The organism is Geodermatophilus sp. SYSU D00663 (genome assembly GCF_054050655.1).
Genome location: NZ_JBJGZT010000026.1, coordinates 1 through 22,523, shown reverse-complemented (window position 1 = coordinate 22,523; position 22,523 = coordinate 1). Strand labels below are relative to the sequence as shown.

20 protein-coding genes and 1 other RNA gene are annotated in these 22,523 nt (G+C 75.7%); 1 reads left to right on the top strand and 20 read right to left on the bottom strand.

The genetic code is table 11. The features are described from left to right. Positions 1-20: 20 nt before the first annotated feature. The 20 genes from ACI79Z_RS18280 to ffs form a co-directional block, all read right to left on the bottom strand. Positions 21-1,730, bottom strand: a complete 1,710-nt coding sequence (locus ACI79Z_RS18280; protein WP_456903429.1) for an ABC transporter ATP-binding protein — start codon at positions 1,728-1,730, stop codon at positions 21-23. Further along, entirely contained in the window at positions 1,727-2,746 is a 1,020-nt protein-coding gene (locus ACI79Z_RS18275) for an ABC transporter permease (RefSeq protein ID WP_387987497.1), read from the bottom strand. Before ACI79Z_RS18275 ends, ACI79Z_RS18280 begins: the two co-directional genes overlap by 4 nt. Further along, positions 2,746-3,852: an ABC transporter permease gene (locus ACI79Z_RS18270; protein WP_387987499.1), complete on the bottom strand. Its 1,107-nt coding sequence runs from the start codon at positions 3,850-3,852 to the stop codon at positions 2,746-2,748. The genes ACI79Z_RS18275 and ACI79Z_RS18270 overlap by 1 nt, the downstream gene beginning before the upstream one ends. A 131-nt stretch (positions 3,853-3,983) precedes the next feature. After that, the gene (locus ACI79Z_RS18265) at positions 3,984-5,633 is read right to left on the bottom strand and encodes an ABC transporter substrate-binding protein (RefSeq protein WP_387987501.1); all 1,650 of its coding nucleotides are present in this window, start codon (positions 5,631-5,633) and stop codon (positions 3,984-3,986) included. Between the two features lie 160 nt (positions 5,634-5,793). Then, on the bottom strand, positions 5,794-6,393 hold the full coding sequence (recR, locus tag ACI79Z_RS18260; protein ID WP_387987503.1) for a recombination mediator RecR: 600 nt from the start codon (positions 6,391-6,393) through the stop codon (positions 5,794-5,796). Between the two features lie 37 nt (positions 6,394-6,430). Further along, the gene (locus ACI79Z_RS18255) at positions 6,431-6,772 is read right to left on the bottom strand and encodes a YbaB/EbfC family nucleoid-associated protein (RefSeq protein ID WP_387987505.1); all 342 of its coding nucleotides are present in this window, start codon (positions 6,770-6,772) and stop codon (positions 6,431-6,433) included. 59 nt (positions 6,773-6,831) lie between these two features. After that, positions 6,832-9,180 carry a DNA polymerase III subunit gamma and tau gene (locus ACI79Z_RS18250; RefSeq protein ID WP_456903428.1) on the bottom strand — a complete coding sequence of 783 codons (2,349 nt, stop codon included), beginning with the start codon at positions 9,178-9,180 and terminating at the stop codon, positions 6,832-6,834. A gap of 69 nt (positions 9,181-9,249) precedes the next feature. Beyond that, a complete protein-coding gene (locus ACI79Z_RS18245; RefSeq protein ID WP_387988416.1) occupies positions 9,250-10,221 on the bottom strand; it encodes a sugar kinase in 972 nt (323 codons plus the stop codon). Then, entirely contained in the window at positions 10,218-10,877 is a 660-nt protein-coding gene (locus tag ACI79Z_RS18240; RefSeq protein ID WP_387988417.1) for a bifunctional 4-hydroxy-2-oxoglutarate aldolase/2-dehydro-3-deoxy-phosphogluconate aldolase, read from the bottom strand. The genes ACI79Z_RS18245 and ACI79Z_RS18240 overlap by 4 nt, the downstream gene beginning before the upstream one ends. After that, positions 10,874-12,022 carry a pyridoxal phosphate-dependent aminotransferase gene (locus tag ACI79Z_RS18235; protein WP_387988418.1) on the bottom strand — a complete coding sequence of 383 codons (1,149 nt, stop codon included), beginning with the start codon at positions 12,020-12,022 and terminating at the stop codon, positions 10,874-10,876. Before ACI79Z_RS18235 ends, ACI79Z_RS18240 begins: the two co-directional genes overlap by 4 nt. Positions 12,023-12,051: 29 nt before the next feature. Continuing rightward, a complete protein-coding gene (locus ACI79Z_RS18230; protein WP_387988419.1) occupies positions 12,052-12,936 on the bottom strand; it encodes an amidohydrolase family protein in 885 nt (294 codons plus the stop codon). After that, positions 12,933-13,910, bottom strand: a complete 978-nt coding sequence (locus ACI79Z_RS18225) for an ABC transporter permease (protein WP_456903427.1) — start codon at positions 13,908-13,910, stop codon at positions 12,933-12,935. The genes ACI79Z_RS18230 and ACI79Z_RS18225 overlap by 4 nt, the downstream gene beginning before the upstream one ends. Next, entirely contained in the window at positions 13,907-15,424 is a 1,518-nt protein-coding gene (locus tag ACI79Z_RS18220) for a sugar ABC transporter ATP-binding protein (protein WP_387988421.1), read from the bottom strand. The genes ACI79Z_RS18225 and ACI79Z_RS18220 overlap by 4 nt, the downstream gene beginning before the upstream one ends. Positions 15,425-15,428: 4 nt before the next feature. Continuing rightward, positions 15,429-16,631: an ABC transporter substrate-binding protein gene (locus ACI79Z_RS18215; RefSeq protein ID WP_387988422.1), complete on the bottom strand. Its 1,203-nt coding sequence runs from the start codon at positions 16,629-16,631 to the stop codon at positions 15,429-15,431. Then, positions 16,628-17,668, bottom strand: a complete 1,041-nt coding sequence (locus ACI79Z_RS18210) for an ABC transporter permease (protein WP_456903426.1) — start codon at positions 17,666-17,668, stop codon at positions 16,628-16,630. Before ACI79Z_RS18210 ends, ACI79Z_RS18215 begins: the two co-directional genes overlap by 4 nt. Continuing rightward, a complete protein-coding gene (locus ACI79Z_RS18205; protein ID WP_456903425.1) occupies positions 17,665-18,939 on the bottom strand; it encodes a M20 family metallopeptidase in 1,275 nt (424 codons plus the stop codon). The genes ACI79Z_RS18210 and ACI79Z_RS18205 overlap by 4 nt, the downstream gene beginning before the upstream one ends. Next, a complete protein-coding gene (locus ACI79Z_RS18200; RefSeq protein ID WP_387988425.1) occupies positions 18,903-19,373 on the bottom strand; it encodes a pyridoxamine 5'-phosphate oxidase family protein in 471 nt (156 codons plus the stop codon). Before ACI79Z_RS18200 ends, ACI79Z_RS18205 begins: the two co-directional genes overlap by 37 nt. After that, positions 19,370-20,230, bottom strand: a complete 861-nt coding sequence (locus ACI79Z_RS18195) for an IclR family transcriptional regulator (protein ID WP_387988426.1) — start codon at positions 20,228-20,230, stop codon at positions 19,370-19,372. Before ACI79Z_RS18195 ends, ACI79Z_RS18200 begins: the two co-directional genes overlap by 4 nt. A 123-nt stretch (positions 20,231-20,353) precedes the next feature. Then, positions 20,354-21,025 carry a YceI family protein gene (locus ACI79Z_RS18190; RefSeq protein WP_456903424.1) on the bottom strand — a complete coding sequence of 224 codons (672 nt, stop codon included), beginning with the start codon at positions 21,023-21,025 and terminating at the stop codon, positions 20,354-20,356. Positions 21,026-21,118: 93 nt separating this feature from the next. Then, positions 21,119-21,214: signal recognition particle sRNA small type (gene ffs, locus ACI79Z_RS18185), an RNA gene on the bottom strand. Between the two features lie 189 nt (positions 21,215-21,403). Between ffs and ACI79Z_RS18180 the strand changes: the two genes are divergently transcribed. Then, positions 21,404-22,345, top strand: coding sequence for a DMT family transporter (locus ACI79Z_RS18180; RefSeq protein ID WP_387988428.1), 942 nt, complete (start codon positions 21,404-21,406; stop codon positions 22,343-22,345). The last annotated feature ends 178 nt before the right edge of the window (positions 22,346-22,523 follow it).

The following is a 22,523-nucleotide window of genomic DNA, read 5'->3' as shown; positions in this document are numbered from 1 at the left end:
GGGGCAGCAGGGTCCTCCGGCTACGCCCGGCTCAGCTCCTGCCAGGTGGCCCGGCGGACGGCCTGCTCGGCGGGGTCGGGGACGGGCAGCGACGCCAGCAGTCGCTGCGTGTACGGGTGCTGCGGCGCGCCGAGCACCTGCTCCCCGGTGCCCTCCTCGACCAGCCGGCCGCGGTAGAGCACGGCGATCCGGTCGGCCAGCAGGTCGACGACGGCGAGGTCGTGGCTGATGAACAGCGCCGCGAAGCCCAGCTCGCGCTGCAGCTCCGCGAACAGCTCCAGCACCCGGGCCTGCACCGAGACGTCCAGCGCCGAGGTCGGCTCGTCGGCGATGAGCAGCTCGGGGTCCAACGCCAGTGCACGTGCCAGGCTGGCCCGCTGGCGCTGCCCGCCCGACAGCTCGTGCGGGTAGCGGTCGCCGAACGCCCGCGGCAGCTGCACCGCCTCGAGCAGCTCGTCGACCCGGCCGCGCGCCTCGTGGGCGTCACCGGCGCGGCCGTGCACGACCAGCGGTTCGGCGACGGCGTCGGCCACGGTCAGCAGCGGGTTGAAGCTGGAGGCGGGGTCCTGGAAGACGAACCCGATGCGCTCGCGGACCGGCCGGAAGCGCTTCTCCTTGACGCCGTTCATCTCGGTGTCGAGCACCGACAGGGACCCGCCGGTCACCCTCGTCAGGCCGGCGATGGCCCGCCCGATCGTCGTCTTGCCGCTGCCGCTCTCCCCCACCAGGCCGAGCACCTCGCCCGGGCGGATGGCGAACGAGACGCCGTCGACGGCGGTGAAGTCCGGCCGGCGCAGCCGGCCGGGGTAGACGATCCGCAGGTCGCGCGCCTGCACGACCGGCGCGGCGGTCTCCCAGCCGGCCGGGCGCGCGGCGGCGCGCTCCGCCGTCCGCACCCGGCCCTGGCCGAGGCGCGGCACCGAGCCGAGCAGCTGGCGGGTGTACTCCTCGCGCGGGGCGGAGAACAGCGTCCGGACGTCGGCCTGCTCGACGACCCGGCCCTGGTACATGACCGCCACCCGGTCGGCGAGGTCGGCCACCACGCCCATGTTGTGGGTGATCAGCACGATCGCGGCGCCGAACTCGTCGCGGCAGCGGCGCAGCAGGTCGAGGATCTCGGCCTGCACGGTGACGTCGAGGGCCGTCGTCGGCTCGTCGGCGATGATCACGCCCGGGTCGAGGACCAGCGCCTGGGCGATGACGATGCGCTGCTTCTGGCCGCCGGAGAACTGGTGCGGGTAGTGGTCCACCCGCGTCTCCGGGTCGGGGATGCCCACGCGCCGCAGCACGTCGACGGCCTTGGCACGGGCCTCCTTGCGGGACAGCCGGCCGTGCGCCCGCAGCCCCTCGGCGATCTGCCAGCCGACCGGGTAGACGGGGTTGAGCGCGGTCGAGGGCTCCTGGAAGACCATCGCCGCGTCCCGGCCGCGCACCTCGCCGAGCCCGGACCGGGACAGCGTGACGACGTCGTGCGCGTCGCTGCCGTCCTTGCGGGTGAGCAGCACCGCGCCGCGGGTGGTCGCGGTCTCCGGCAGCAGCCCCAGGATGCTGCGCGCGGTCACGGTCTTGCCGCTGCCGCTCTCCCCCACGATCGCCAGCACCTCGCCGGCGGCCACCGACAGGCTCACGTCCTGCACCGCGGCGACGGTGCCGGCATCGGTGGCGAAGGAGACCGACAGGTCCTGGATGTCGACGACGGGCTCGCCGCCGACGGGCAGGGTGGTGCTCACCGGACCTCCTCGATGCCGGCCAGGCCGGCCGGACCCGCACCGAGCACGCCGCCCGGCACCACGGACACCTCGCCGGTCTCCCCGGACTCGGCGGCCCGGCGGCTGCGCAGCCGCGGGTCGGCCAGGTCGTTGAGGCTCTCGCCGACGAGGGTGAGGCCGAGGACCACCAGGACGATGGCCAGGCCGGGGAACACCGACGTCCACCAGATGCCGCTGGTGACGTCGGAGAGCGCGCGGTTGAGGTCGAAGCCCCACTCCGCGGCGGCGGTCTGCTCGATGCCGAACCCGAGGAAGCCCAGGCCGGCGAGGGTGAGGATCGCCTCGGAGGCGTTGAGCGTGAGGATCAGCGGCAGCGTGCGGGTGGCGTTGCGCAGCACGTGCCGGGTCATGATCCGCCAGTGGCCCGCCCCGATGACCTTCGCCGACTCGACGAACGCCTCGGCCTTGATCCGCACCACCTCGGCCCGCACCACGCGGAAGTACTGCGGGATGAAGATGACGGTGATCGACAGCGCCGCGGCCAGGATGCCGCCCCACAGGCTCGACTGCCCACCGCTGATCACGATCGCCACGACGATGGCGAGCAGCAGCGACGGGAAGGCGTAGATGGCGTCGCAGACGACGACGAGCACCCGGTCGACCCAGCCGCCGAAGTAGCCCGACACCAGTCCGAGCAGCACGCCGACGAAGATCGACAGCACCACGGCGACGACCACGACGAGCAGCGCCGTCCGGGTGCCGTGGACGACCCGCGACAGGACGTCGTAGCCGCCGACGGTGGTGCCGAGCAGGTGGTCACCCGACGGGGGCCGCTGGGCGCCGAACGAGCCGGACCCGTCGCGCAGCTGGCTGAAGCCGTACGGGGAGATGACGTCGGCGAGCAGCGCGGTGAGCAGGAAGAGCCCGGTCAGCACGAGGCCCGCGACGAGCATGCCGCGCTGCAGCCCGACGCTCTGGCGCAACTGGCGGACCAGCGGCAGCCCGCGCTTGCGCCGCGGGGTCACGGTGGTGGCCATCAGTACCTCACTCGCGGGTCGATCAGCGCCGCGATCACGTCGACGACGAAGTTGGTCACGGCGACGATGACGGCCAGCAGCACGACCATGCCCTGGACGGCGACGAAGTCCCGGGCCTGCAGGTACTGCACCAGCTGGAAGCCCAGGCCCTTCCACTCGAACGTCGTCTCGGTGAGGACCGCGCCGCCGAGCAGCAGCGCGATCTGCAGGCCCATGACGGTGACGATCGGGATGAGCGCCGGCCGGTAGGCGTGCTTGCGCAGCAGCCGGCGCTCGCTGACGCCGCGCGAGCGGGCGGCCTCGACGTAGCCCATGCCCAGCGTCCCGATCACGTTGGTGCGGACCAGCCGGAGGAAGACGCCGGCGGTGAGCAGGCCGAGCGCGACCGCGGGCAGGACGGCGTGCTCGAGCACGTCGCGGACGACCTCGCCGTTGCCGGTGCGGATCGCGTCGACCAGGTAGATGCCGGTCGGGTCGTCGACACCGGTCTGGATGAGGATCTCGCTGCGGGTGGAGGCCCGGCCGGCGACCGGGAGCCAGCCCAGGCCGCTGGCGAAGACCAGCTTGAGCAGCATGCCGGCGAAGAAGACCGGCGTCGCATAGCAGAAGATCGCGAACACGCGCAGGACGGCGTCGGGCCAGCGGTCGCGGGCGTAGGCGGCGAAGCGGCCGAGCGGCACGCCGACGACGAACGCGACGAGCAGCGCGTAGACGGCCAGCTCCAGCGTCGCGGTACCGAACTCGGTGAGCACCTCGAGCACCGGGCGCCGGTCGGAGAGGGTCGTGCCGAAGTCCAGGCGGACCAGGTCCCCGAGGAACTCGCCGTACTGCACCAGCAGGGGGCGGTCGTAGCCGGCCTCGCGCACGCGCTGGGCCAGTTCGTCGGCGGGCAGGCGGCCGCCGAGCGCGGCGGTGATCGGGTCGCCGGTGGACCGCATGAGGAAGAAGACCGTCGTCACGAGGACGAAGACGGTCGGGATGATCAGCAGGAACCGGATCAGCAGGTAGCTGCCCAGCCCGCCACCGCCGCGGCGCCGGCGTCCGCCGGCGGGGGCGGCGTCGGCCTCGGGGCCGGTGCCGGTGAGCTCGGTCGTGGTGGTGGTCATGTCTCCTGCTCGTTCAGGTCCGGTGAGGACCGGTGCCGGGTCCCGGTCACATGGTCCGCCTCACACGGGTCGGCCCCGGGTGGCCTCCGTTCGGGAGGCCACCCGGGGCCGGGGTCGTCCGCCTGCCCGCGTCAGCCGCGGGACAGCGCGCCGTAGCGGAACTTGAAGGACGCGTCCAGGGTGTCCTGGGCGCCCTCCACGCCGGTCCGCACGACGGCGACCTGCGCGCCCTGCAGGTAGGGCACCGTCGACAGGTCGGCGGCGACCAGCTGCTGGATCTGCTCGATCAGCGCCTGCCGCTGCGCCGGGTCGGCGGTGGTGGCCTGCTGCAGGATCAGGTCGTTGACCTGCTGGTTGGCGTAGTGGTTGCTGAGGAAGTTCTCCGTGAGGAAGAACGGCGTCAGGTAGTTGTCGGCGTCGGAGTAGTCCGGGAACCAGCCGAGCTGGTAGGCCGGGTAGACGTCGGCGGTGCGCTGCTCGGAGTACTGCGTCCACTCGGTGGTCTGCAGGTCCACCTGGAACAGGCCGGTCGCCTCGAGCTGGTCCTTGATGAGCGCGTACTCGTCACCGGAGCTCGGCCCGTAGTGGTCGTTGGAGTACTGCAGCGACAGCTGGACCGGGGTCTGCACGCCGGCGGCCTGCAGGGTCTGGGCCGCCTTGTCGGCGTCGGGGCCACCCTGGCCGTCGCCGTAGAGGTCCCGCAGCGGCGTGGTGGCGCCGGTCAGGCCCTCGGGGACGAAGGAGTACAGCGGGGTGTAGGTGCCGCGGTACACCTGGTCGGCGATCTCCTGCCGGTCGAGCAGGTGGGCCACCGCCTGGCGGACGGCGAGCGCCTTGGCCGGGTCGGCCTCGGGCGTCGTCGCGCCGTGGGGCTGGGTGTTGAAGTTGAAGACGATGTAGCGGATCTCGCCGCCGGGGCCGTCGACGACCTCGACCTCGTCGTTGCCGCGCAGGTCGTCGATGTCGGTCGCCGACAGGCTGCGGAAGGCCACGTCGACCGCGCCCTCCTCGACGTCGAGCTTGAGGTTCGACGCCTCGGCGTAGTAACGGACGTTGACCGCGCTGGTCTTCGGCGCGCCGAGCAGGCCCTGGTAGTCGGGGTTGGCCTCGTAGGAGATGAGGTCGTTCTGCTCGTAGCTGGTGATCGTGTACGGGCCGGCGAAGGCGTTGCCGTCGACGATCTCGGCGTCGGGGGTCAGCGCGTCGGCGGCGAAGACCTCCTCGTCGACGATCGGGCCGGCCGGGCTCGACAGGATCTGCGGGAAGACCTGGTCGTTCGGGGAGGTCAGGTTGAAGACGACGGTGGTGTCGTCCGGGGTGTCGACGCCGGCCAGGTTGTACAGCAGCGACGCCGGGCCGTTCGGGTCGTTGATGGCGACCATGCGGTCGAACGAGAACTTGACGTCGGAGCTGGTCAGCTCGTGGCCGTTGGCGAAGGTCAGACCGTCCTTGAGCGTCACCGTGTACTGGTTGGGCGCGGTGAACTCGGCCGACTCGGCGATGTCCGGCTCGACCTCCGGGCTGCCGTACGGGGTGTTCATCAGGAACGGGTAGACCTGGTTCATGACGGCGAAGGAGCCGTTGTCGTAGGAACCGGCCGGGTCGATCGTCGTGATGACGTCGGTGGTGCCGATGATCAGCGCGTCGCCGCCGTCACCCGAGCCGCCGCCGGAGCCGCCGTCGTCACCACCGCCGCCGCAGGCGGTCAGGGCGAGCGCCGTGACGGCGATGCCGGCGGTGGCCGCGCGCGCGCGACGGCCAGGGGTCCCTACGGGAGTCATCCGCTACCTCGTTCTCGAGCGCGGCCGCGCGGCGCCTCCGGGGCGCCGACGTGCGGCCGCCGTGGCCTGTGGCTGCTCATGGGTAGCACACGTCTCTCAGCGCTCAGAGACCTCGACGGCGGGCGTTACCCGACCGTGACGGCCGTCCCGCGTCCACCCGCTAGGCGTCGATGCGGCGGCGGCCCTCGAACGCGCGGCCCAGGGTGATCTCGTCGGCGTACTCGAGGTCGCCGCCGACGGGGAGCCCGCTGGCCAGGCGGGAGACGGTGAGGCCCAGGGGGCCGACCAGCCGGGCCAGGTAGGCCGCGGTGGCCTCGCCCTCGAGGTTGGGGTCGGTGGCGATGATCAGCTCGGTGACGGTGCCGTCCATGAGCCGGGTCATGAGCTCCTTGACCCGCAGGTCGTCGGGGCCGACGCCCTCGATCGGGCTGATCGCGCCACCGAGGACGTGGTAGCGGCCGCGGAACTCGCGGGTGCGCTCGATGGCGACGACGTCCTTGGGCTCCTCGACGACGCAGATGACGTCGTCGGAGCGGCGCGGGTCCTTGCAGATCCGGCACTGCTCGCCCTCGGCGACGTTGTAGCAGGTCACGCAGAAGCGGACCTCGGCCTGCACGCGCTGCAGCGCGGCGACCAGCCGGCCGACGTCGGCGGACTCGGCGGCGAGCAGGTGGAAGGCGATGCGCTGCGCGCTCTTGGGCCCGACGCCGGGCAGGCGGCCGAGCTCGTCGATGAGGTCCTGGACGGCCCCCTCGTACACGGTGCTCCTCGGGGAGAAGGGAGAGGTGGTGCGCCGGTCAGGCGCCGGGCAGCCCGGGGAAGCCGCCGCCCAGACCGCCGGCCAGTGGGCCCATGCGGTCGGCGGTCAGCTCGCTCGCCAGGCGCGAGGCGTCGCGGACGGCGGCGACGACGAGGTCCTGCAGGGTCTCCACGTCGTCGGGGTCGACGGCCGACGGCGCGATGGTGACCGCCCGCAGCTCGCCGTCGCCGGTCATCGTGGCCGTGACCAGGCCGCCGCCGGCCGAGCCGGTGACCTCCTCGTTCGCCAGCTGCTCCTGCGCGGCGGCCAGCGCCTGCTGCATCTGCTGGGCCTGCTGCAGGATCGCGGACAGGTCGGGCTGGCCACCACCGGGGAACATGACCCGAGGGTAGGCCGCCGGTCCGACATCCGGGGGGACGGCGGCCGGGACCGGCGCGGTCAGCCCTCCAGCGGCTGGGCGCCGAGCTGGGCGCGCAGCAGCGCGAGCGCCGCCTGCTCGGGGTCGACGGAGGGCTCGCGGTCGGCGGCGGGGTCGTCGCCCTCGGCCGCCCGCTGCGCCATGAGCTCGCGCGCCTCGGCGGCCTCCGCCGCCCGGGCCGCCTCGCGCGCGGCCTCCGGGGACGGGCCGGCGGTACCCGAGCCGCGGGTCGCGCCCTCGACGACCGCCTCGACCTTCCAGCGCACGCCGAGCAGCTCGTTGAGCGCCTCGCGCAGCACGTCCTTGTTGAGGTCGTCGCCGATCCGGCGGGCCAGCGCGGGCGACGACGTCGACAGCGTGAGCACGCCGTTGCGCAGCTCGTGCACCTGCGCGTTCTTGAGCAGCGCCTCGGTGGTGCGCTTGTGCCGCTTGACGACGGCGAGCAGCTCGGGCCACACCCGGCGGACGTCGCCGGTGCCCAGCCCGCCCTCGCCGGCGTCCCCGGCCTTGTCGGCGGGCGGGTTCGCGGACACCACCGGGGTCGGCTCCCCGCCGCGCGGGGCGGGCGCGGACCCGGCGGCGGCCCGCGGCGGCGCGGCCGGCGGGCGCGGCTCGGCCACCCGGGCCGCCGCGGCGCGCGCGGCGGCGGGCTGGGCCGGGTGCGGCCAGTCCTCGTCGTCGGTCGGCTCGGGCGGCAGCGGGATGTCGGGTTCCCCGGTGGCCACCCGCGCGCCGGGCCGGGGGCCGGCCGGGGCGGGCGCCGGGCGGGACGGCGCCGACCCGGGCGGCGTGGTCTCGGGCCAGTCGTCGGCCGCGGCTGCCGGGGAGGACGCCGCCGGGGACGCCGCCGGGGACGCCGCGGCCGGGGCACCGGCACCGGGCGCCCGGGTCTCCGGCCAGTCGTCGGCAGCCGCCGCCGGGGAGGTCGCGGCGGGCGCCGGGCTCGGCAGCGGACCCGCGGCCGCCGGGGCGGGCGGGGCCGCGGGCGGCGCAGCGGGAGGCGCCGCGGGCGCGGGCGGCTCGGGCGCGGCCGGGGGCTGCGCGGCCCGCTGCGAGGGGCGGACGTACTCGCGCCGCGGCGGGCCGCCGCGCTCGACCGGCGCCGGCGCCGGCTCCTCGCGGACCGGCGCGGGGCGCGCGGCCTCGCGGGCGGGCGCCACGGGCGCGGCACCGACACCAACCCCGGCACCGGCCTCCGGCGCGCCGCCGATCGCCAGCCGCCGCTCGAGGCGCTCGAGCCGCTGCAGCGCGCCGGCGGCGGTGTCGTCGGTGGCCGGCAGCAGCATCCGCGCGCAGACCAGCTCCAGCAGCAGCCGCGGCGCGGTCGTGCCGCGCATCTCGGTCAGCCCGGCGTGCACCGTGTCGGCCAGGCGCGACAGCGTCGCCGACCCGAGCGCCTTGGCCTGCTGCACCATCAGGTCCAGCCGGTCGGGCGGGCAGTCGAGCAGGCCGTTGGCGCCGGCGTCGGGCACGGCGTCGAGGACGATGAGGTCGCGCAGCCGGTCCAGCAGGTCGGTGGCGAAGCGGCGCGGGTCGTGCCCGGCCTCCACGACGCGGTCGACGGCCCGGAACACACCCGGCGCGTCCTGGGCGGCCAGCGCGTCGACGGCCTCGTCGAGCAGCGCGTCGTCGGTGACGCCGAGCAGCCCGACGGCGCCGGCGTAGGTGACGCCCTCGGGCCCGGCGCCGGCCAGCAGCTGGTCGAGGATCGACAGCGAGTCGCGCACCGAGCCGCCGCCGGCCCGCACGACCAGCGGGAACACCGTCGGCTCGACCTGCACGCCCTCGGCGGCACAGGTCTTCTCCAGCAGCCCGCGCAGCGTCGTCGGCGGCACCAGCCGGAACGGGTAGTGGTGCGTGCGCGAGCGGATCGTCGGCAGCACCTTGTCCGGCTCGGTCGTCGCGAAGACGAAGACCAGGAACTCCGGCGGCTCCTCGACCACCTTGAGCAGGGCGTTGAAGCCCTGCGTGGTCACCATGTGCGCCTCGTCGACGATGTAGACCTTGTAGCGGCTGTTCACCGGCGCGAAGAAGGCGCGCTCCCGCAGGTCCCGGGCGTCGTCGACACCGCCGTGGCTGGCCGCGTCGATCTCGATGACGTCGAGCGAGCCCGGGCCGTCGGGCGCCAGCGCGACGCAGGACGCGCACACCCCGCACGGGGTCGACGTCGGCCCCTGCTCGCAGTTGAGCGAGCGGGCCAGGATCCGCGCCGACGACGTCTTGCCGCAGCCGCGCGGGCCGCTGAACAGGTAGGCGTGGTTGATCCGGCCGCCGTCGACGGCGTTGACCAGCGGGGTGGTCACGTGCTCCTGGCCGACCACCTCGGCGAAGGTCGCCGGGCGGTACTTCCGGTAGAGCGCCAGAGCCACGCGGCGAGGTTACGCGGCACCGCGGACAGCCCGGCGGACCTCGGGTCCCCCGGTCCCCGCGGGCCGCGCTCAGCGCACGACGGTGTCCGGGTCGGCGTCCAGGAGCGCGAGGTCGGCGCGCGACGGCAGCCCCTCCCAGTCGCCGGGCACCGTCACCGCGAACGCCCCAGCCGAGGTCGCCAGCGCCAGCCGCTCCTCCGGCGGCAGCCCCAGGCACAGGCCGCCGAGGTAGCCCGCGCCGAACGCGTCCCCGGCCCCCACCGGGTCCACGACGTCGACCCGGCGGGCCGGGACGCGGCGGACCACCCCGTCGATGCTCGACAGCGACCCCGCCGCGCCCTTCTTCACCAGCACCTGGCGGGGCCCCAGGGCACCCAGCGCGGCGAGCAGCGTCCGGTCGTCCGGGCCCTCGACGAGCAGGCGGGCCTCCTCCTCGGTCGCCAGGACGACGTCCGCGGCGCGCACCAGCTCGTGCAGCACCGGCCCGGCCTCGGCCGGGGACCACAGCGCGCTGCGGTAGTTGAGGTCCACCGACACCGGCACGCCGGCCGACCGGGCCTCCTCCACGGCCGCGAGGACCGCCTGCCGCGCGGAGGCGCTGAGGGCCGGCGTGATCCCGGTGACGTGCAGGACGCCGGCCGCGGCGACGACCGCGGGGTCGACGTCGTCCGGGGACAGCCGGGAGCCGGCGCTGCCGGAGCGGTAGTAGAGGACGCGGGTGGCCCGCGCGGTCCGACGCTCCTTGACCATCAGCCCGGTCGGGGCGCCGGGGTCGACGACGGCGGTCGCGGTGACGCCCTGCCCGCGCAGCGTCGTGGCGACCAGGCGGCCGAACTCGTCGTCCCCGACCCGGCCGATCCAGGTGGCCGGCACGCCCAGCCGCACCGCGCCCACGGCCAGGTTGGACTCGGCGCCGGCGATCCCCAGCCGCAGCGCGGGCGCGTGCCGCAGCAGGCCGACCTCCGGCGGCCACAGCAGCGCCATGGTCTCCCCCAGCGTGACGACGCCGCGGACGACGGCAGGGTCCCCCGCCGCGCTCACGCGCCGGACCGCCCGCGGGCCACCGCGTCGAGCGCGGCGCGGGCCCGGCCGGCCAGCCCGGCCAGCTCCGCGTCGTCCTCGAGCGCCCGGCCCAGCAGCGGGCCGCCCATCCCGACGGCGACCGCGCCCGCCTGCAGGTAGCCGGGCACGTCCTCGACGCCGACGCCGCCGGTGGGCACCAGCAGGACGTCGTCGAGGGGGCCGCGCACCTCGCGCAGGTACCGCGGGCCGCCGGCCGACCCCGCCGGGAAGACCTTCACCGCGGCCGCCCCGAGGTCCCAGGCGCGGGCGATCTCCGTGGGCGTGAGCGCGCCGGGGTACCAGGCCAGTCCGCGCTCGGCGGCGCGCCGCCCGACCGCCTCGTCGGTGTTCGGGGCGACGACGAAGACCGCGCCGGCGTCGGCGGCGCGGTCCACCTCCTCGGGCCGGCGCACCGTGCCGACGCCGATCTCGGTCCCCGCGCCGGCGTCGGCGGTCAGCCGGCCGACCACGTCCAGGGCGCCCGGGGTGTTCATCGTGACCTCGAGGCAGCGGACGCCGGCGTCGAGGAGCACCTCGCACGCGGCGGCCAGCCGCTCCCCGGACCGGCCGCGCAGGATGGCGACCAGGCCGCTCCCGGTGAGCACCGGCCCGGGCTGCAGGCGGGCGCCGGTCACCGTGCCGCACCCATCCGCCGGATGCCCTCCAGCAGGTCGTCGGTGTCCGTGGCCAGCGACAGCCGCACCCACCCCTCCCCGAGCGGCCCGAACGTGGTCCCGGGCGCCACGGCGACGGAGTCCCGGCGCAGCAGCTCCAGGGACCACGCCCCCACGTCCCCGCCGCTGCGGTCCCGGACGTCGACCCACAGGTAGAAGGCCCCCTCGGGGCGCAGGTACCCCAGCCCGCAGGCGCCGAGCGCGTCGACGGCGAGGTCGCGCCGCTGCCGGTAGGTCTCCCGCATCGCGACGACGTCGTCCTGCGGGCCGCGCAGCGCGGCCAGCGCCGCGGCCTGGGCGGGGGCGTTGACGCAGGCCAGCAGCGGCTCCTGCAGCTTGGCCGCCTGCCGGGCGACGTCCTCCCCGGGGCTGACCAGGTAGCCGACGCGCAGCCCGGTCATCGCGTAGGTCTTGGAGAAGCTGAAGGCGCTCAGCACGCGGCCGTCCCGGTCGAACCGGCCGGGGCTGACGTGCGGCCGGTCGAAGGTCAGCTCGTCGTAGCACTCGTCGGAGAGCAGCCAGAGGTCGTGGTCCTCGGCGAAGCGGACCAGCGCCTCGACGTCGGCGGCCGGGAGCACCGTGCCGAGCGGGTTGGACGGGGTGTTGACCACGATCAGTCGGGTGCGGTCGGTGACCAGGCCGGCCAGCTCGCCGGGGTCGGGGCGGAAGCCGTTCTCCGGCCGCAGGGGGTAGCGCACCGGGACCGCCTGCAGCAGCTGCACCGCCATGGCGTAGTTCGGCCAGCCCGGGTCGGGGATCAGCACCTCGTCGCCGGCGCCGATCGTCAGGGACAGCGCGTTGTGCAGCGCCTGCGCCCCGCCCGCGGAGACGACCACCTGCGCGGGCGTCGCCGGGAAGCCGTTGACCGTGCTGACCTTCTCCGCGATCGCCTGCCGCAGCGGGTCGATCCCGGCGTTCGGGACGTAGTGCGTCTCCCCGGCGGCGTACGCCGCCCGGGCGGCCTCGACGACGTGCGCCGGCGAGGGGAAGCTCGGCTCCCCCACGTGCAGGCCGATCACCGGGCCGGGCAGGCTCCACGCGAGGTCCATCACCTGTCGGATGCCGGAGCGCGGCATGGTCTCCGCCCCCGTGGCCAGGCTGGGCATGGGTCGGTCGTCTCCTCGTCGGGGTCGGTTCAGGCCGCGGCGGCGGCCAGGCGGGGGAACAGCGAGCGGGCGGTGCCGCCGGTCACGCGGGCCGCCTCCCGCCCGGTCAGGCCGGGCAGCGCGGACGCCACGATCCCGACGAGGGTGTCGTACCCCGGGACGTCGCTGGGCCACGGGTGGTCCGAGCCCCACAGCAGGCGGTCGGCGCCGTAGGCGGCGGCCAGCCGGCGCGTGACGGGGAACAGGTCGGCGTACGGCGGTTCCTCGGCCGAGAGCGCGTACTGGCCCGAGACGAGCACGTGCACCCGCGGCGCGTCGGCCAGCCGCAGCAGCCGCTGGACCAGCGGCTCGGGCAGCGGGTCGTCGAACCGGGGCCGGCGGTGCTCGTCCACCCACATGTCGTGGGGGCAGAAGCCGAGGTGGTTGAGGACGACGACGAGGTCGGGCAGCAGCCGCACGAGCTCCTCGAGCAGCGGCAGCTGCGGCGGCGGCAGGTAGCTCCACAGCGGCAACCCCTCCTCCGCCATCAGCCGGAGCACCGGCAGGGCCGGGGAGTCCGCGACGGGCCGGGACGGGTCGCCGAGCCAGCCGGTGCGCAGGGCGCCGAGGTCCCAGCGCTCGCGCCGCCGGCGCAGCGCCGCGACCGGGTCGGCGCCGGTGGTCCCCAGCTCGGCCCCCGTGGCGACGGCGACGCCGGCGAACCGGGTGGGGAACCGGTCGAGGGCGTCGGCGACGTCGTCGTCGACGGCGTCCAGGGCGACGAGCACCGCCGCGTCCACGCCCGCGGCGTCCATCCGGGCGAGCAGGTCCTCGGCGGGCGCCTCCCGGTCCGCCGGGGCCAGCTCGTCGACGCCCCGCGGGGAGACGGCGGCGGAGCGGAAGACGTGCGCGTGCCCGTCGACCACGCCGCTCATCGCCGGGCCCGGGTGACGAACACCGCCGCCGCCGCGAGGATCACGACGCCGCGGATGAGGTCGGTGAGCGTCGCCGGCAGCTGGAGCAGGGTGACCGAGCTGCTGACCAGCGACAGCAGGACCACGCCGCCCATCGTGCCGACCAGGCTGCCACGGCCGCCCAGGAGCGACGTGCCGCCCAGGACGACGACGGTGATGGCCGACAGCTCCAGGCCCTGCCCGGCGGTGGGCGACCCGACGGTGGCCCGCGCGGCCAGCAGGACGCCGGCCAGGGCGGCCAGGACGCCGGCCAGGACGTAGGCGGTGACCAGGACCCGCGCCACCGGGACGCCGTTGGACCGGGCCGCCGCCTGGTCCCCGCCGACCGCGAACAGCTGCCGCCCGAACGCCGTCCGGTGCAGGACGAACGCGACGACGGCGAGGGCCAGCAGCAGCACGCCGAAGGAGTAGGGCACCGGGCCGATCCGCTGCAGCGCGATCGTCGACAGCGCGGTGGTGACCCGGCCGGTGGGCGTCGTGCTGATCGTGAAGGCCGCGCCCTGGATGAGGTAGAGCGTGGCGAGGGTGACGATGAACGGCGGCAGCCCCACCCGGGCGACGAGCACCCCGTGCAGGAGACCGACCAGCGCCCCGAGCAGGAGCATCCCGACGACGACGGGCACCGTGCGGATCGGGTAGCCGTTGATCAGGATCGCCGTCAGCAGGGCCGACAGCGTGGCGAGGGAGCCGACCGCCAGGTCGATCCCGCCGCTGAGCACGACGAGGTGCTGGCCGAGCGCCGCCAGCCCCAGGACGACGGTGGCCGTGAGGACGTTCGCGACGTTGGCCGGTGCCCAGAAGCCGCCGGCGTCGGCGACGGTGAGGGCCAGCACCGCGACCAGGACGACGATCCAGACCGCCGCCCCGGTGCGGGTGAGGCTCGCGAGCAGGGAGCCGCGCGTGCGGGCGGGGGCGACCCCGGCCGCGGCGCTCACCGGGTCACCCCCGCGGTGTCCAGGGCGAGGTGCATGACGTTCTCCTCGGTGACGTCCTCGCCGGCCAGCTCGCCGACGACGCCCCCCGCGCGGCAGACCAGGACGCGGTGGGACAGCCCGAGGACCTCGGGGAGGTCGCTGGAGACCACGACCACCGCCATCCCCTCGGCCGCGAGGCCGGCGATCAGCCGGTAGATCTCCGCCTTGGCGCCGACGTCGACGCCGCGGGTGGGCTCGTCGAGCAGCAGCACGCGCGGCCCCCGCCGCAGCCACTTGGCCAGCACGATCTTCTGCTGGTTCCCGCCGGAGAGCTGCCAGGTGCCCTGCTCCGGCCCGGACGCCCGGATGCCCAGGCGGGCCTGCTCCTCCTCGAACACCGCCCGCTCGCGGCGGGCGGAGAGGAAGCCGCCGCGCAGGACCTGTCCCAGCGCGGCCAGCGTGGTGTTGGCGCGCACCGGCAGCGGCAGGACCAGCCCGTCGGTCTTGCGCTCCTCCGGCACCAGGGCGACGCCGGCGGCGATGGCGCGGCGGGTGCCGGTGGGCACCGGGCGCCCGGCCACCTCGACCGTGCCCGCGGCCCGGCGGTGCTCGCCCGCGATGGTCCGCAGGAGCCGGCTGCGCCCGGAGCCGACCATGCCGGCCACGCCGACGACCTCGCCGGCCCGCACGTCGAGGTCCAGCGGCGCGGGCGTCCGGGAGCTGCTGACGGGGACCAGGCCGCGCACCCGGAGCACCGTCTCCGCGCCCGGCTCGGGCAGCGGCGGGAAGACGGCGTCGACGTCGCGGCCGACCATCTCGCGGATGATCCGCGGCACGTCGTAGTCCGACGCCGGCCCGGTGGAGACGACCCGCCCGTCGCGCAGCACGGTCACGTCGTCGGCGAGGTCGGTGACCTCCTCCAGCAGGTGGCTGATGTAGACCACCGCCACGCCGTCGGCGGCCAGCCCGCGGACGACGCCGAACAGCGCCTCCAGCTTGTCGCCGGAGAGCACCGCGGACGGCTCGTCCAGCACGATCACCCGGCTCTTCCGCACCAGCGCGCGGGCGATCTCGACCATCTGCTGGTTGGCCAGCGACAGGTCCTCGGCCCGGGTGCGGGGGTCGAGGTCGCCGAGCCCGACGCGGGCCAGCGCGGCCCGGACCTCGCGGTCCTGGGCCGGGCGGTCGAGCAGGCCCCGCGCGGTCCGCTCCTGGCCGAGCATCACGTTGTCGGCGACGCTCATGGCCGGGAGCACGGTCAGCTCCTGGTAGACGGCGCTGATCCCGGCCGCCATGGCCTGCCGGGGGTCGGTGAACCGGACCGGCTCGCCGTCGAGCAGCAGCTCACCCTCGTCGGGGACCTGGTTGCCGGTGAGGATCCGGACGAGCGTGGACTTGCCGGCCCCGTTCTCACCGACGAGGGCGTGGACCCGACCGGGCCGACACGAGAGGTCGGCCCGGTCGAGCGCCCGCACCCCGGGGAAGGACTTGGTCAGCCCCCGGGCCTGCAGGACGGCCGTCGTGGAGGACGCCATCGGCTCAGCACAGCCCCAGTTCGCGCAGCTGCTCGTCCGGCAGGCCGGAGGGGACGAACAGGTTGTCGCTGCACTCGGGGCGCACGTACTGGTCGAGCTGCTCGTGCGTGAAGCTCGGGCTCTCGATGTAGACCTTGTCGAGGACCGGCTCGCCCTCGAGCACCGACATCGCCGTGTCCAGGCACTGGGTGCTCTGCTCGGGCGGGAAGGACGACAGCGCGAACTTGACGTCGGTGCCCTGGACCGCCTTGAGGAACGCGTTGATCGCGTCACCGGTCATCGGCGGCACGGGGCGCCCCGCCTCCTGGTAGGCCTGGACGACGCCCAGGTCGCCGTAGCCGGAGTCCGACCAGATGCCGTCCAGCTCGGGGTACTGGGTCACGAGGTTGGCGGCCACCGTCTTGGCCACCGTCGGCGACCACTCGGTGTACTGCTCGGTGACGACCTCGATGCCCGGGTACCGCGAGAACACCTCGAGCGCCGCGGCCTTCTGGAACTCGGCGGTCGGGACGCCGGCCAGCCCGCTGAGGACGGCCACCTGGCCCTCGCCGCCCAGCTGCTGCACCAGCCACTCGGCGTACATGGTGCCGAGCAGCTCGTACTGGCGGGTCACGGTGGACACCGCGCCGCTGTCCGCGCCGAGCCGGCCGGCGCAGAGGACCACCGGGATGCCCTGGGAGGCGGCCGCCTGGACCTGGCCGGTGATGCCGTCGCCCATGGGGACGACCACCATCGCGTCGGGGTCCTGCGAGGCCAGCTGCTGGATGTTGTCGACCTGGGCGGTGGCGTCGCCGTTGGCCGAGGCGTAGAGGACCTCGACGCCGAGTTCCTCGGCGTGGGCGCGGAAGGCCTCCTCGTTGGTCAGGCCCCAGGAGTTGGTCGGGCCCTGCGCGGCGAAGGCGATCCGGTAGGTGTCGCCGTTCTTGGGCTCGGCGGCCCACTCGGAGGTGTCGACCTCGCAGATCTCCTCCTCGACGGGCTCGAGCTCCTCGAGGCCGAGCTGCTCGGCCGCCGTGGTCCAGGCCTCCCGGTAGGTCGCCTGCGCCTCCTCCGAGTTGGCGCACTCCTCCCCTCCGCCCCCGCCCCCGCCCGCGGACGTGCCCTCCTGCTCCGTGCCGCAGGCCGCCACGAGCGCGGCCGCCATGCCGAGAGCCAGGGGCAGGCGCAGCCGGCCCCCGCGGCGCGAGGTGCTGACGTGTGTCCTCATCGCACTCCATCCCTCTGCTTGTTCCGACGAGGGGACCGGACGGTCCACCCGCTGCTCTGGAGCCAGACGGCGAGCAGGATCACCGCGCCGCTCACCACCAGCTGCGCCCCCGCCCCGGCGCCGAGCTGCCGCAGCCAGGCGAGCAGCACGGCCAGGAGGACGACACCGGCGACCGTCTGGCCGATCCGGCCGCGTCCCCCGGTGAGGGCGATGCCACCGATCACCGCGGCGGCGACGGAGTTCAGGTCGAGGCTGCGGGACAGGCGCGCGTCGACGTAGCCGATGTAGCCGGCGTTGATCAGCCCGGCGAGGACCGCGAGCAGCGCCGCGGCGACGAAGCAGCCCACGACGATCCACCCGGTGCGCACCCCGGACAGCGCCGTCGCCCGGGCGTTCGCCCCGGTGGCGTAGAGCCGCCGCCCCAGGCCGGTGCGGGACAGCACGACGCCCGTCACCACCGCGACGGCGAGGAACACCCAGGTGGGGACGGGGACCCCGAGCCACCGGCCGGTCCCCAGCCCGCCGAGCCCGCCGGGGATGTCGCCGGAGGGGGCGCCCCGGGTCCACGCGGTGATGACGCCCTGGACCAGCACGAAGGTGGCGAAGGTGGCGACGAACGCCGGCACCTGCCGCCGCACGACGAGCAGCCCGTTGAGCAGCCCGACGACCGCGCCGGCGCCGAGGGCGAGCAGGACGGCGCCGAGCAGCCGGTCGTCGTCGCCCTGCGTGTACTCGGCGAGGATCACCGTGGTCAGCCCGACGACGGCGCCGATCGACAGGTCGATGCCCCCGACCAGCAGCACCAGGGTCTGGCCGATCGCCGTCACGCCGATCAGGCCGACCTGGAACAGCACCAGCCGCAGCACCCCGCCGCTGTAGAAGCCCGGCGTCGTGATCGCCGCCAGCACCAGGACGACCGCGAGCCCGGCCAGCGGGGCCACCAGGGACAGGGCCCGGCGCAGCAGGTCCCGGCCGGCACCGGGGCCGGCCGCCGGCGTCCCCGCCGTGGTGCCCTGCGTCGGCGCGTCGGCGGTCACGACGTCCCCTCCCCGTCCCGCGCCGTGAAGGCCCGGGCCAGGTGCTCGTACAGGTCGACGGCCCGCCGGACGGCGGCGACCGAGACCCACTCGTCGGCCCCGTGCGCGCGGCGCAGCAGCCCCGGCCCGAGCGCCGGCAGGGTGGCGATCCCCTGGGCGGCGGCGAACCAGGTCGCGTCGGTGGTGCCGGGGAAGACCGACAGCGGCGGCGCGGCGCCCAGCACCGCCTCGCACGCCTCCTGCGCGGCGCGGGCGACGGCGTGCCCCGCGGGCACGGCCGCCGGCGGCAGCCAGTCGTTGGGGGCGGCGTCGTACTCCACCGCGAGGTCGGCCCCGGTGTCGCCGGCCACCCGGGTGACCAGCCCGGTGAACGCCTCGGTCACCCCGCCGCGGTCCATCCCCGGCAGGAGCCGGACCTCGGTGTCGACGGCGACCCGGCCGGGCAGCACGCCGTAGCCGACGCCGCCGCGGAAGGTCATGCCGGTGTTGACGGTGGCCGCCCAGCCCTCGAGCGCGTCGTCGTTGGCCGGCACGGCGAGCTCGAGGTCGTCGGCGACGGCGGTGACCAGGCGGGCGGCGTCGACCCCGGCGTTGCGCGTGCCCGGGACGCCGGACAGGCTCGAGTGACCCTGCCGGCCGCGGGCGACCAGCCGCAGCCGGGCGATCCCGCGGCTGACCAGGTGCACCCGGTCGAAGTCCTCCTCGATCCCCCCGGGCTCGCCGATCACGACGGCGTCGGCGCCCAGCGGCCGGGTGGAGGCGACGTGGTGGGCGCCGTAGGTGGCGCCGTCCTCCTCGTCGGCGGTGAGGAGCAGGCTCAGCCGCCCTCGTCCGCCGGGGGCGCGCGCCAGCCGGGACGCGGCCACCAGCATGGCGGCGATCGCGCCCTTCATGTCGGCCGAGCCCAGCCCGTACAGCCGGTCGCCGTCGAGGTCGGCGCCGAGCGGGTCGACGGTCCAGGTGGCGTCCCCGACCGGCTTGGTGTCCAGGTGGCCGGACAGCACGAGGTGGCTGCCGCCGGGCCCGAGGTCCAGCGTCACCAGCAGGTTGGGACGTGCCGGGTCCAGCGCCAGCACCTCGGCGGCCGGGAGGCCGAGGGCCGGCAGCGCGTCCCGGACGACGCCGGCGACGGCGCGCTCGTCCCCCGGGGGGTTCGGGCTCGGCGTCCGCACCAGCGTCCGCGCGAGCTCGACGACGTCGAGGACGTCGCCGGCCGGTCCGTCCGCCGCCCCGGTCACTTGTACCGCCGCGCCCAGTCCTGCCCCTGCCACGTCTGGAACGTGACCGGGACGAGTCGGTAGAGCCAGCGCGGCTTGTCGAGCGTCGGCTCGAGGTACTTCGGGCCGTTCTCGCCCAGGTAGCGGGTGGACATGCGCTCGGCGACGGGCACCCACTGCCCGCCCACGTTGGGGCGCTCGACCAGCTCGGCGCGGCACTGGGCCACGACCTTCCGCTGGGCGCCCTCCTCGTCGACGGTGATCGCGCAGCGCGGCTCGGCCTCGAGGTAGCGGCCCCACGCCGCCTTCTCGCGGGGCACCACCCAGAACGCCTCGCCGTCCCACTCCTGCCAGCACGGCACCACGTAGGGCCAGCCCTGGTCGTCCAGGCAGGCCAGGCGGGCGATCCGCGGCTCGGCCAGGAACGCGGCGACCGCGTCCTCGTCGAGCTTGCCGACCTTGCCGCGCCAGCTCTCGTCCTCGCTCACGGGGTCCTCCTCTCGGCGCCCGGGGTCTCCGGGCCGCTGGTCAGGGCGCCGGCCGGGCCGTCCCCGGGCAGCGGGGCACCCAGCCGCCGGGACAGCTCCGTGGTCACCCGGAGCACGTCGGGCGCCAGGCGCTGCACGTCGTCGCTGGTGAAGCGGTAGGCCGGCGCGGACACCGACAGGCCCGCCACGACGGCGCCGGTGTGGTCGCGGACCGGGGCGGCGACGCAGCGCACGCCCTCCTCGTTCTCGATCTCGTCGGTGGCGTAGCCGCGCTCCCGGATGCCGCGCACGTGCGCGAGCACCGCCGCCACCTCCGTGAGGGTGTTCTCGGTGCGCCGCTCCAGCGGGTCCGTCAGCAGCGCGAGCACCTGGTCGTCGTCCCGCCCGGCCAGCAGCACCTTGCCGATGCCGGTGCAGTGCAGGGGGTTGCGGGAGCCGGGCCGGGCGGCCGGGCGGACCGGCTTGGGGCTGTTCACCGCGGCGACGTAGAGCACCTGCCGGCCGTCCAGGACCCCGAGGAAGCAGGTCTCGCCGCTGATCTCGACCAGTTCCTCCATGAGCTCGGCGGCCTGCGAGCGCAGGTCCAGCCGGTCGAGGAAGGACTGGCCCCAGGCGGCGACGCGCGGGCCGAGCGTGTACGCGCCCTGGCCGTCCACGCGGAGCACCTCCGCCCGGCAGAGGACGTCGAGCAGCCGCAGCGCCGTGGGGCGCGGCAGGCCGCTGGCCTCGACCAGGTCGACCAGCCGCAGCGGGCGGTCGCTGTCGGCGACGTGCTCGACCAGCCACAGGCCCTTCACCAGGGCCTTGGCCGATCCGGCCGCAGAAGTGGACGCAGTGTCCAGTTCGGCTTTGGGCACGGGGTCCATTCTGTGGGGATCAGGTTCCCGCACAAGACCCGAGCGCGTGACGATCTCGTTTCCCGGCGCCTCGGCGCCTCCGGCACCGGGCGCGGGACCGGCTCGGCCCGCGCCCGGCGCGGCTCACAGGGTGAGCTTGAGCAGGAACTCGACCTGGCCGCGGTCCTCGACGCGGACGAAGCCCAGGTCCGGCGCCGAGATGCCGAAGTCGGCGAACACGACCGGGACCGCGCCGGAGGCCTCGACCCCGCCGGCGGTGCGGACGACGGCGAGGTCGGTCTGCACCTGGCGCGTCGTGCCGCGCAGCGTGAGGTCGCCGGTCACCGGCACGGTCACCGGGGTGCCGCCGAGCTCGGGCAGGTCGACGGGCCCGCGGACGGCGAAGGTCGCCGTCGGGTGGGCGCCGACGTCCATGACGTTGCCGCGGAAGTAGTCGTCGCGCCGGCCCGAGTCGGTGCTGATGCTCGCGACGTCGACGGTGACCTCGGCCGAGGCGATGTCCCCGCCCTGCACCACCACGGAGCCCGTGACCCGGTCGGTGGTGCCGGCGACGGTCACGTCGGCCCCGTTGAGCACCTCGTCGACGCGGTAGCCCGCCGAGGAGCCCGGGGCCACCGTCCACGTCCCGTCGGTGTCGGCGGCCAGCTCGACGTCGGAGGGCTGGGCCTGCACGGTCGGGGCCGCGGCGGCGTCCTCCTCGAGCGCGGCGTAGACCAGGGGACCGACGCCCAGTCCGAGGGCGAGGACCGCGACCGGTCCCCCGACGATCCACCACGCGCGACGGCGACGGGCCATGACGAGCTCCTCTCCTTGACGGTTCAAGGATGTTGGCGCACCGACCTGGGAGCCGGCTGTGAGCCGCGCCACGGAGCCCGACGTGTCGGGGAAAGTAGGGACCCCCCGCGCACCCGCCAGAGCCCGCTTATCCTTGCTGCCTTCCGGCCCTGGGGAGGTTCACGGGGTGACGCCACACGAGGGGTCTGCACCCACTGTAGAGGACGCCGCCCGCTAGCCTCACGGTCCATGGCCCCCCGGCGCGCCCTCGTCCTGCCCCCGCCCCGCTCCTGACCCGGAGCACCGCGGGCTGACCCGCGCGGCCGGCGCACCCGCCGTCCGCCGCTGCGCCGTGCTCCGGACCCGGTCCCCCGTCCGGAACCAGCGCCCAGGAGCGTCGTGTCCACCCTGTCCTCCCCCGCCCTCTCCTCCCCCGCGTCGAGCCGCGGGTTCCTCCTCGTCGTCCTCGCCGCGCTGTGCTGGGGCACCGCCGGCCTGTCCGGCCGGCTGATCGCCGACCGCAGCGACCTGTCCGCCCTCGACATCGCCTGGTACCGCCTCGCGATCGGCGCCGCCGCCCTCGCGGTCGCCTGGCTCGCCACCGCCCGCCGCCGCACCGCCGCCGTCCCCCTGACCCGGCCGGTCGCCGTCCGGCTCGCCCTCGTCGGCGCCGGGCTGGGCGCTTACCAGCTCGCCTTCTTCAGCGCCGTCGAGCGCGCCGGTGTGAGCATCGCCACGCTCGTCGCCCTCGGCCTCGCGCCGCTGCTGATCACCGTCGGCGGCACGCTGCTCGGCCACGGCCGGCCGAACCGGGCGACGCTCGTCGCGCTGACGGTGGCCCTGGCCGGGCTCACCCTGCTGGTCGGCGTCTCCGCCGGCGCCGACACCGGGACGACGGTGCTGCTCGGCGCCCTGATGGCCAGCGGCTCGGCGCTCGGCTACGCCGTCGTCACGCTGGCCGGGAGCGGCGTGCCGGCCGGCGTCCCGGTCACCCTCGCCGGCTTCGCCGGGGGCGCGCTGCTGCTGACCCCGGTGGTCCTGGCCGAGGGACTGTCGGTGCCCTCCGACGGCGCGGCGCTGGCCGTGCTGCTCTACCTGGGCCTGGTGCCGAGCGCGCTGGCCTACGGCCTGTTCTTCACCGGCGTGCGGACGGTGCCCGGCGCGGTGGCCTCGATCGTCACGCTGCTCGAGCCGCTCACCGCGACCGTCCTGGCCACCGCGTTCCTCGGGGAGCGGCTGGCGCCGGCCGCCGTCGCGGGTGGCCTGCTGCTGCTCGCCGCCGTGGCCGGGCTCTACGTCCGCCAGCTGCGGCGGAGCCCGGAGCCGGTGGCCGGGGCGTAGGCCCGGGCATGGACGGCGACGGGCTCCCGGCCCGCCGGCCGCGGACCCCGGGCGCCCGGGGGCGCCCCGCCCGACGGGGGGCACCGGACCCCGACCGGAGCGTCCCCGCTCGGGCCGCGGGACCGGGCGCGACGCTGCCGCGGCGACCGTGCCCGGCACTGCAGAGGAGGATCCTTGG

Coding starts and splice junctions, on each gene's coding strand:
- ACI79Z_RS18275 (WP_387987497.1), bottom strand. CDS start 2,746: ATGGCCACCACCGTGACCCCGCGGCGCAAGCGCGGGCTGCCGCTGGTC.
- ACI79Z_RS18270 (WP_387987499.1), bottom strand. CDS start 3,852: ATGACCACCACCACGACCGAGCTCACCGGCACCGGCCCCGAGGCCGAC.
- ACI79Z_RS18265 (WP_387987501.1), bottom strand. CDS start 5,633: ATGACTCCCGTAGGGACCCCTGGCCGTCGCGCGCGCGCGGCCACCGCC.
- ACI79Z_RS18255 (WP_387987505.1), bottom strand. CDS start 6,772: ATGTTCCCCGGTGGTGGCCAGCCCGACCTGTCCGCGATCCTGCAGCAG.
- ACI79Z_RS18235 (WP_387988418.1), bottom strand. CDS start 12,022: ATGCCCAGCCTGGCCACGGGGGCGGAGACCATGCCGCGCTCCGGCATC.
- ACI79Z_RS18230 (WP_387988419.1), bottom strand. CDS start 12,936: ATGAGCGGCGTGGTCGACGGGCACGCGCACGTCTTCCGCTCCGCCGCC.
- ACI79Z_RS18220 (WP_387988421.1), bottom strand. CDS start 15,424: ATGGCGTCCTCCACGACGGCCGTCCTGCAGGCCCGGGGGCTGACCAAG.
- ACI79Z_RS18215 (WP_387988422.1), bottom strand. CDS start 16,631: ATGAGGACACACGTCAGCACCTCGCGCCGCGGGGGCCGGCTGCGCCTG.
- ACI79Z_RS18190 (WP_456903424.1), bottom strand. CDS start 21,025: ATGGCCCGTCGCCGTCGCGCGTGGTGGATCGTCGGGGGACCGGTCGCG.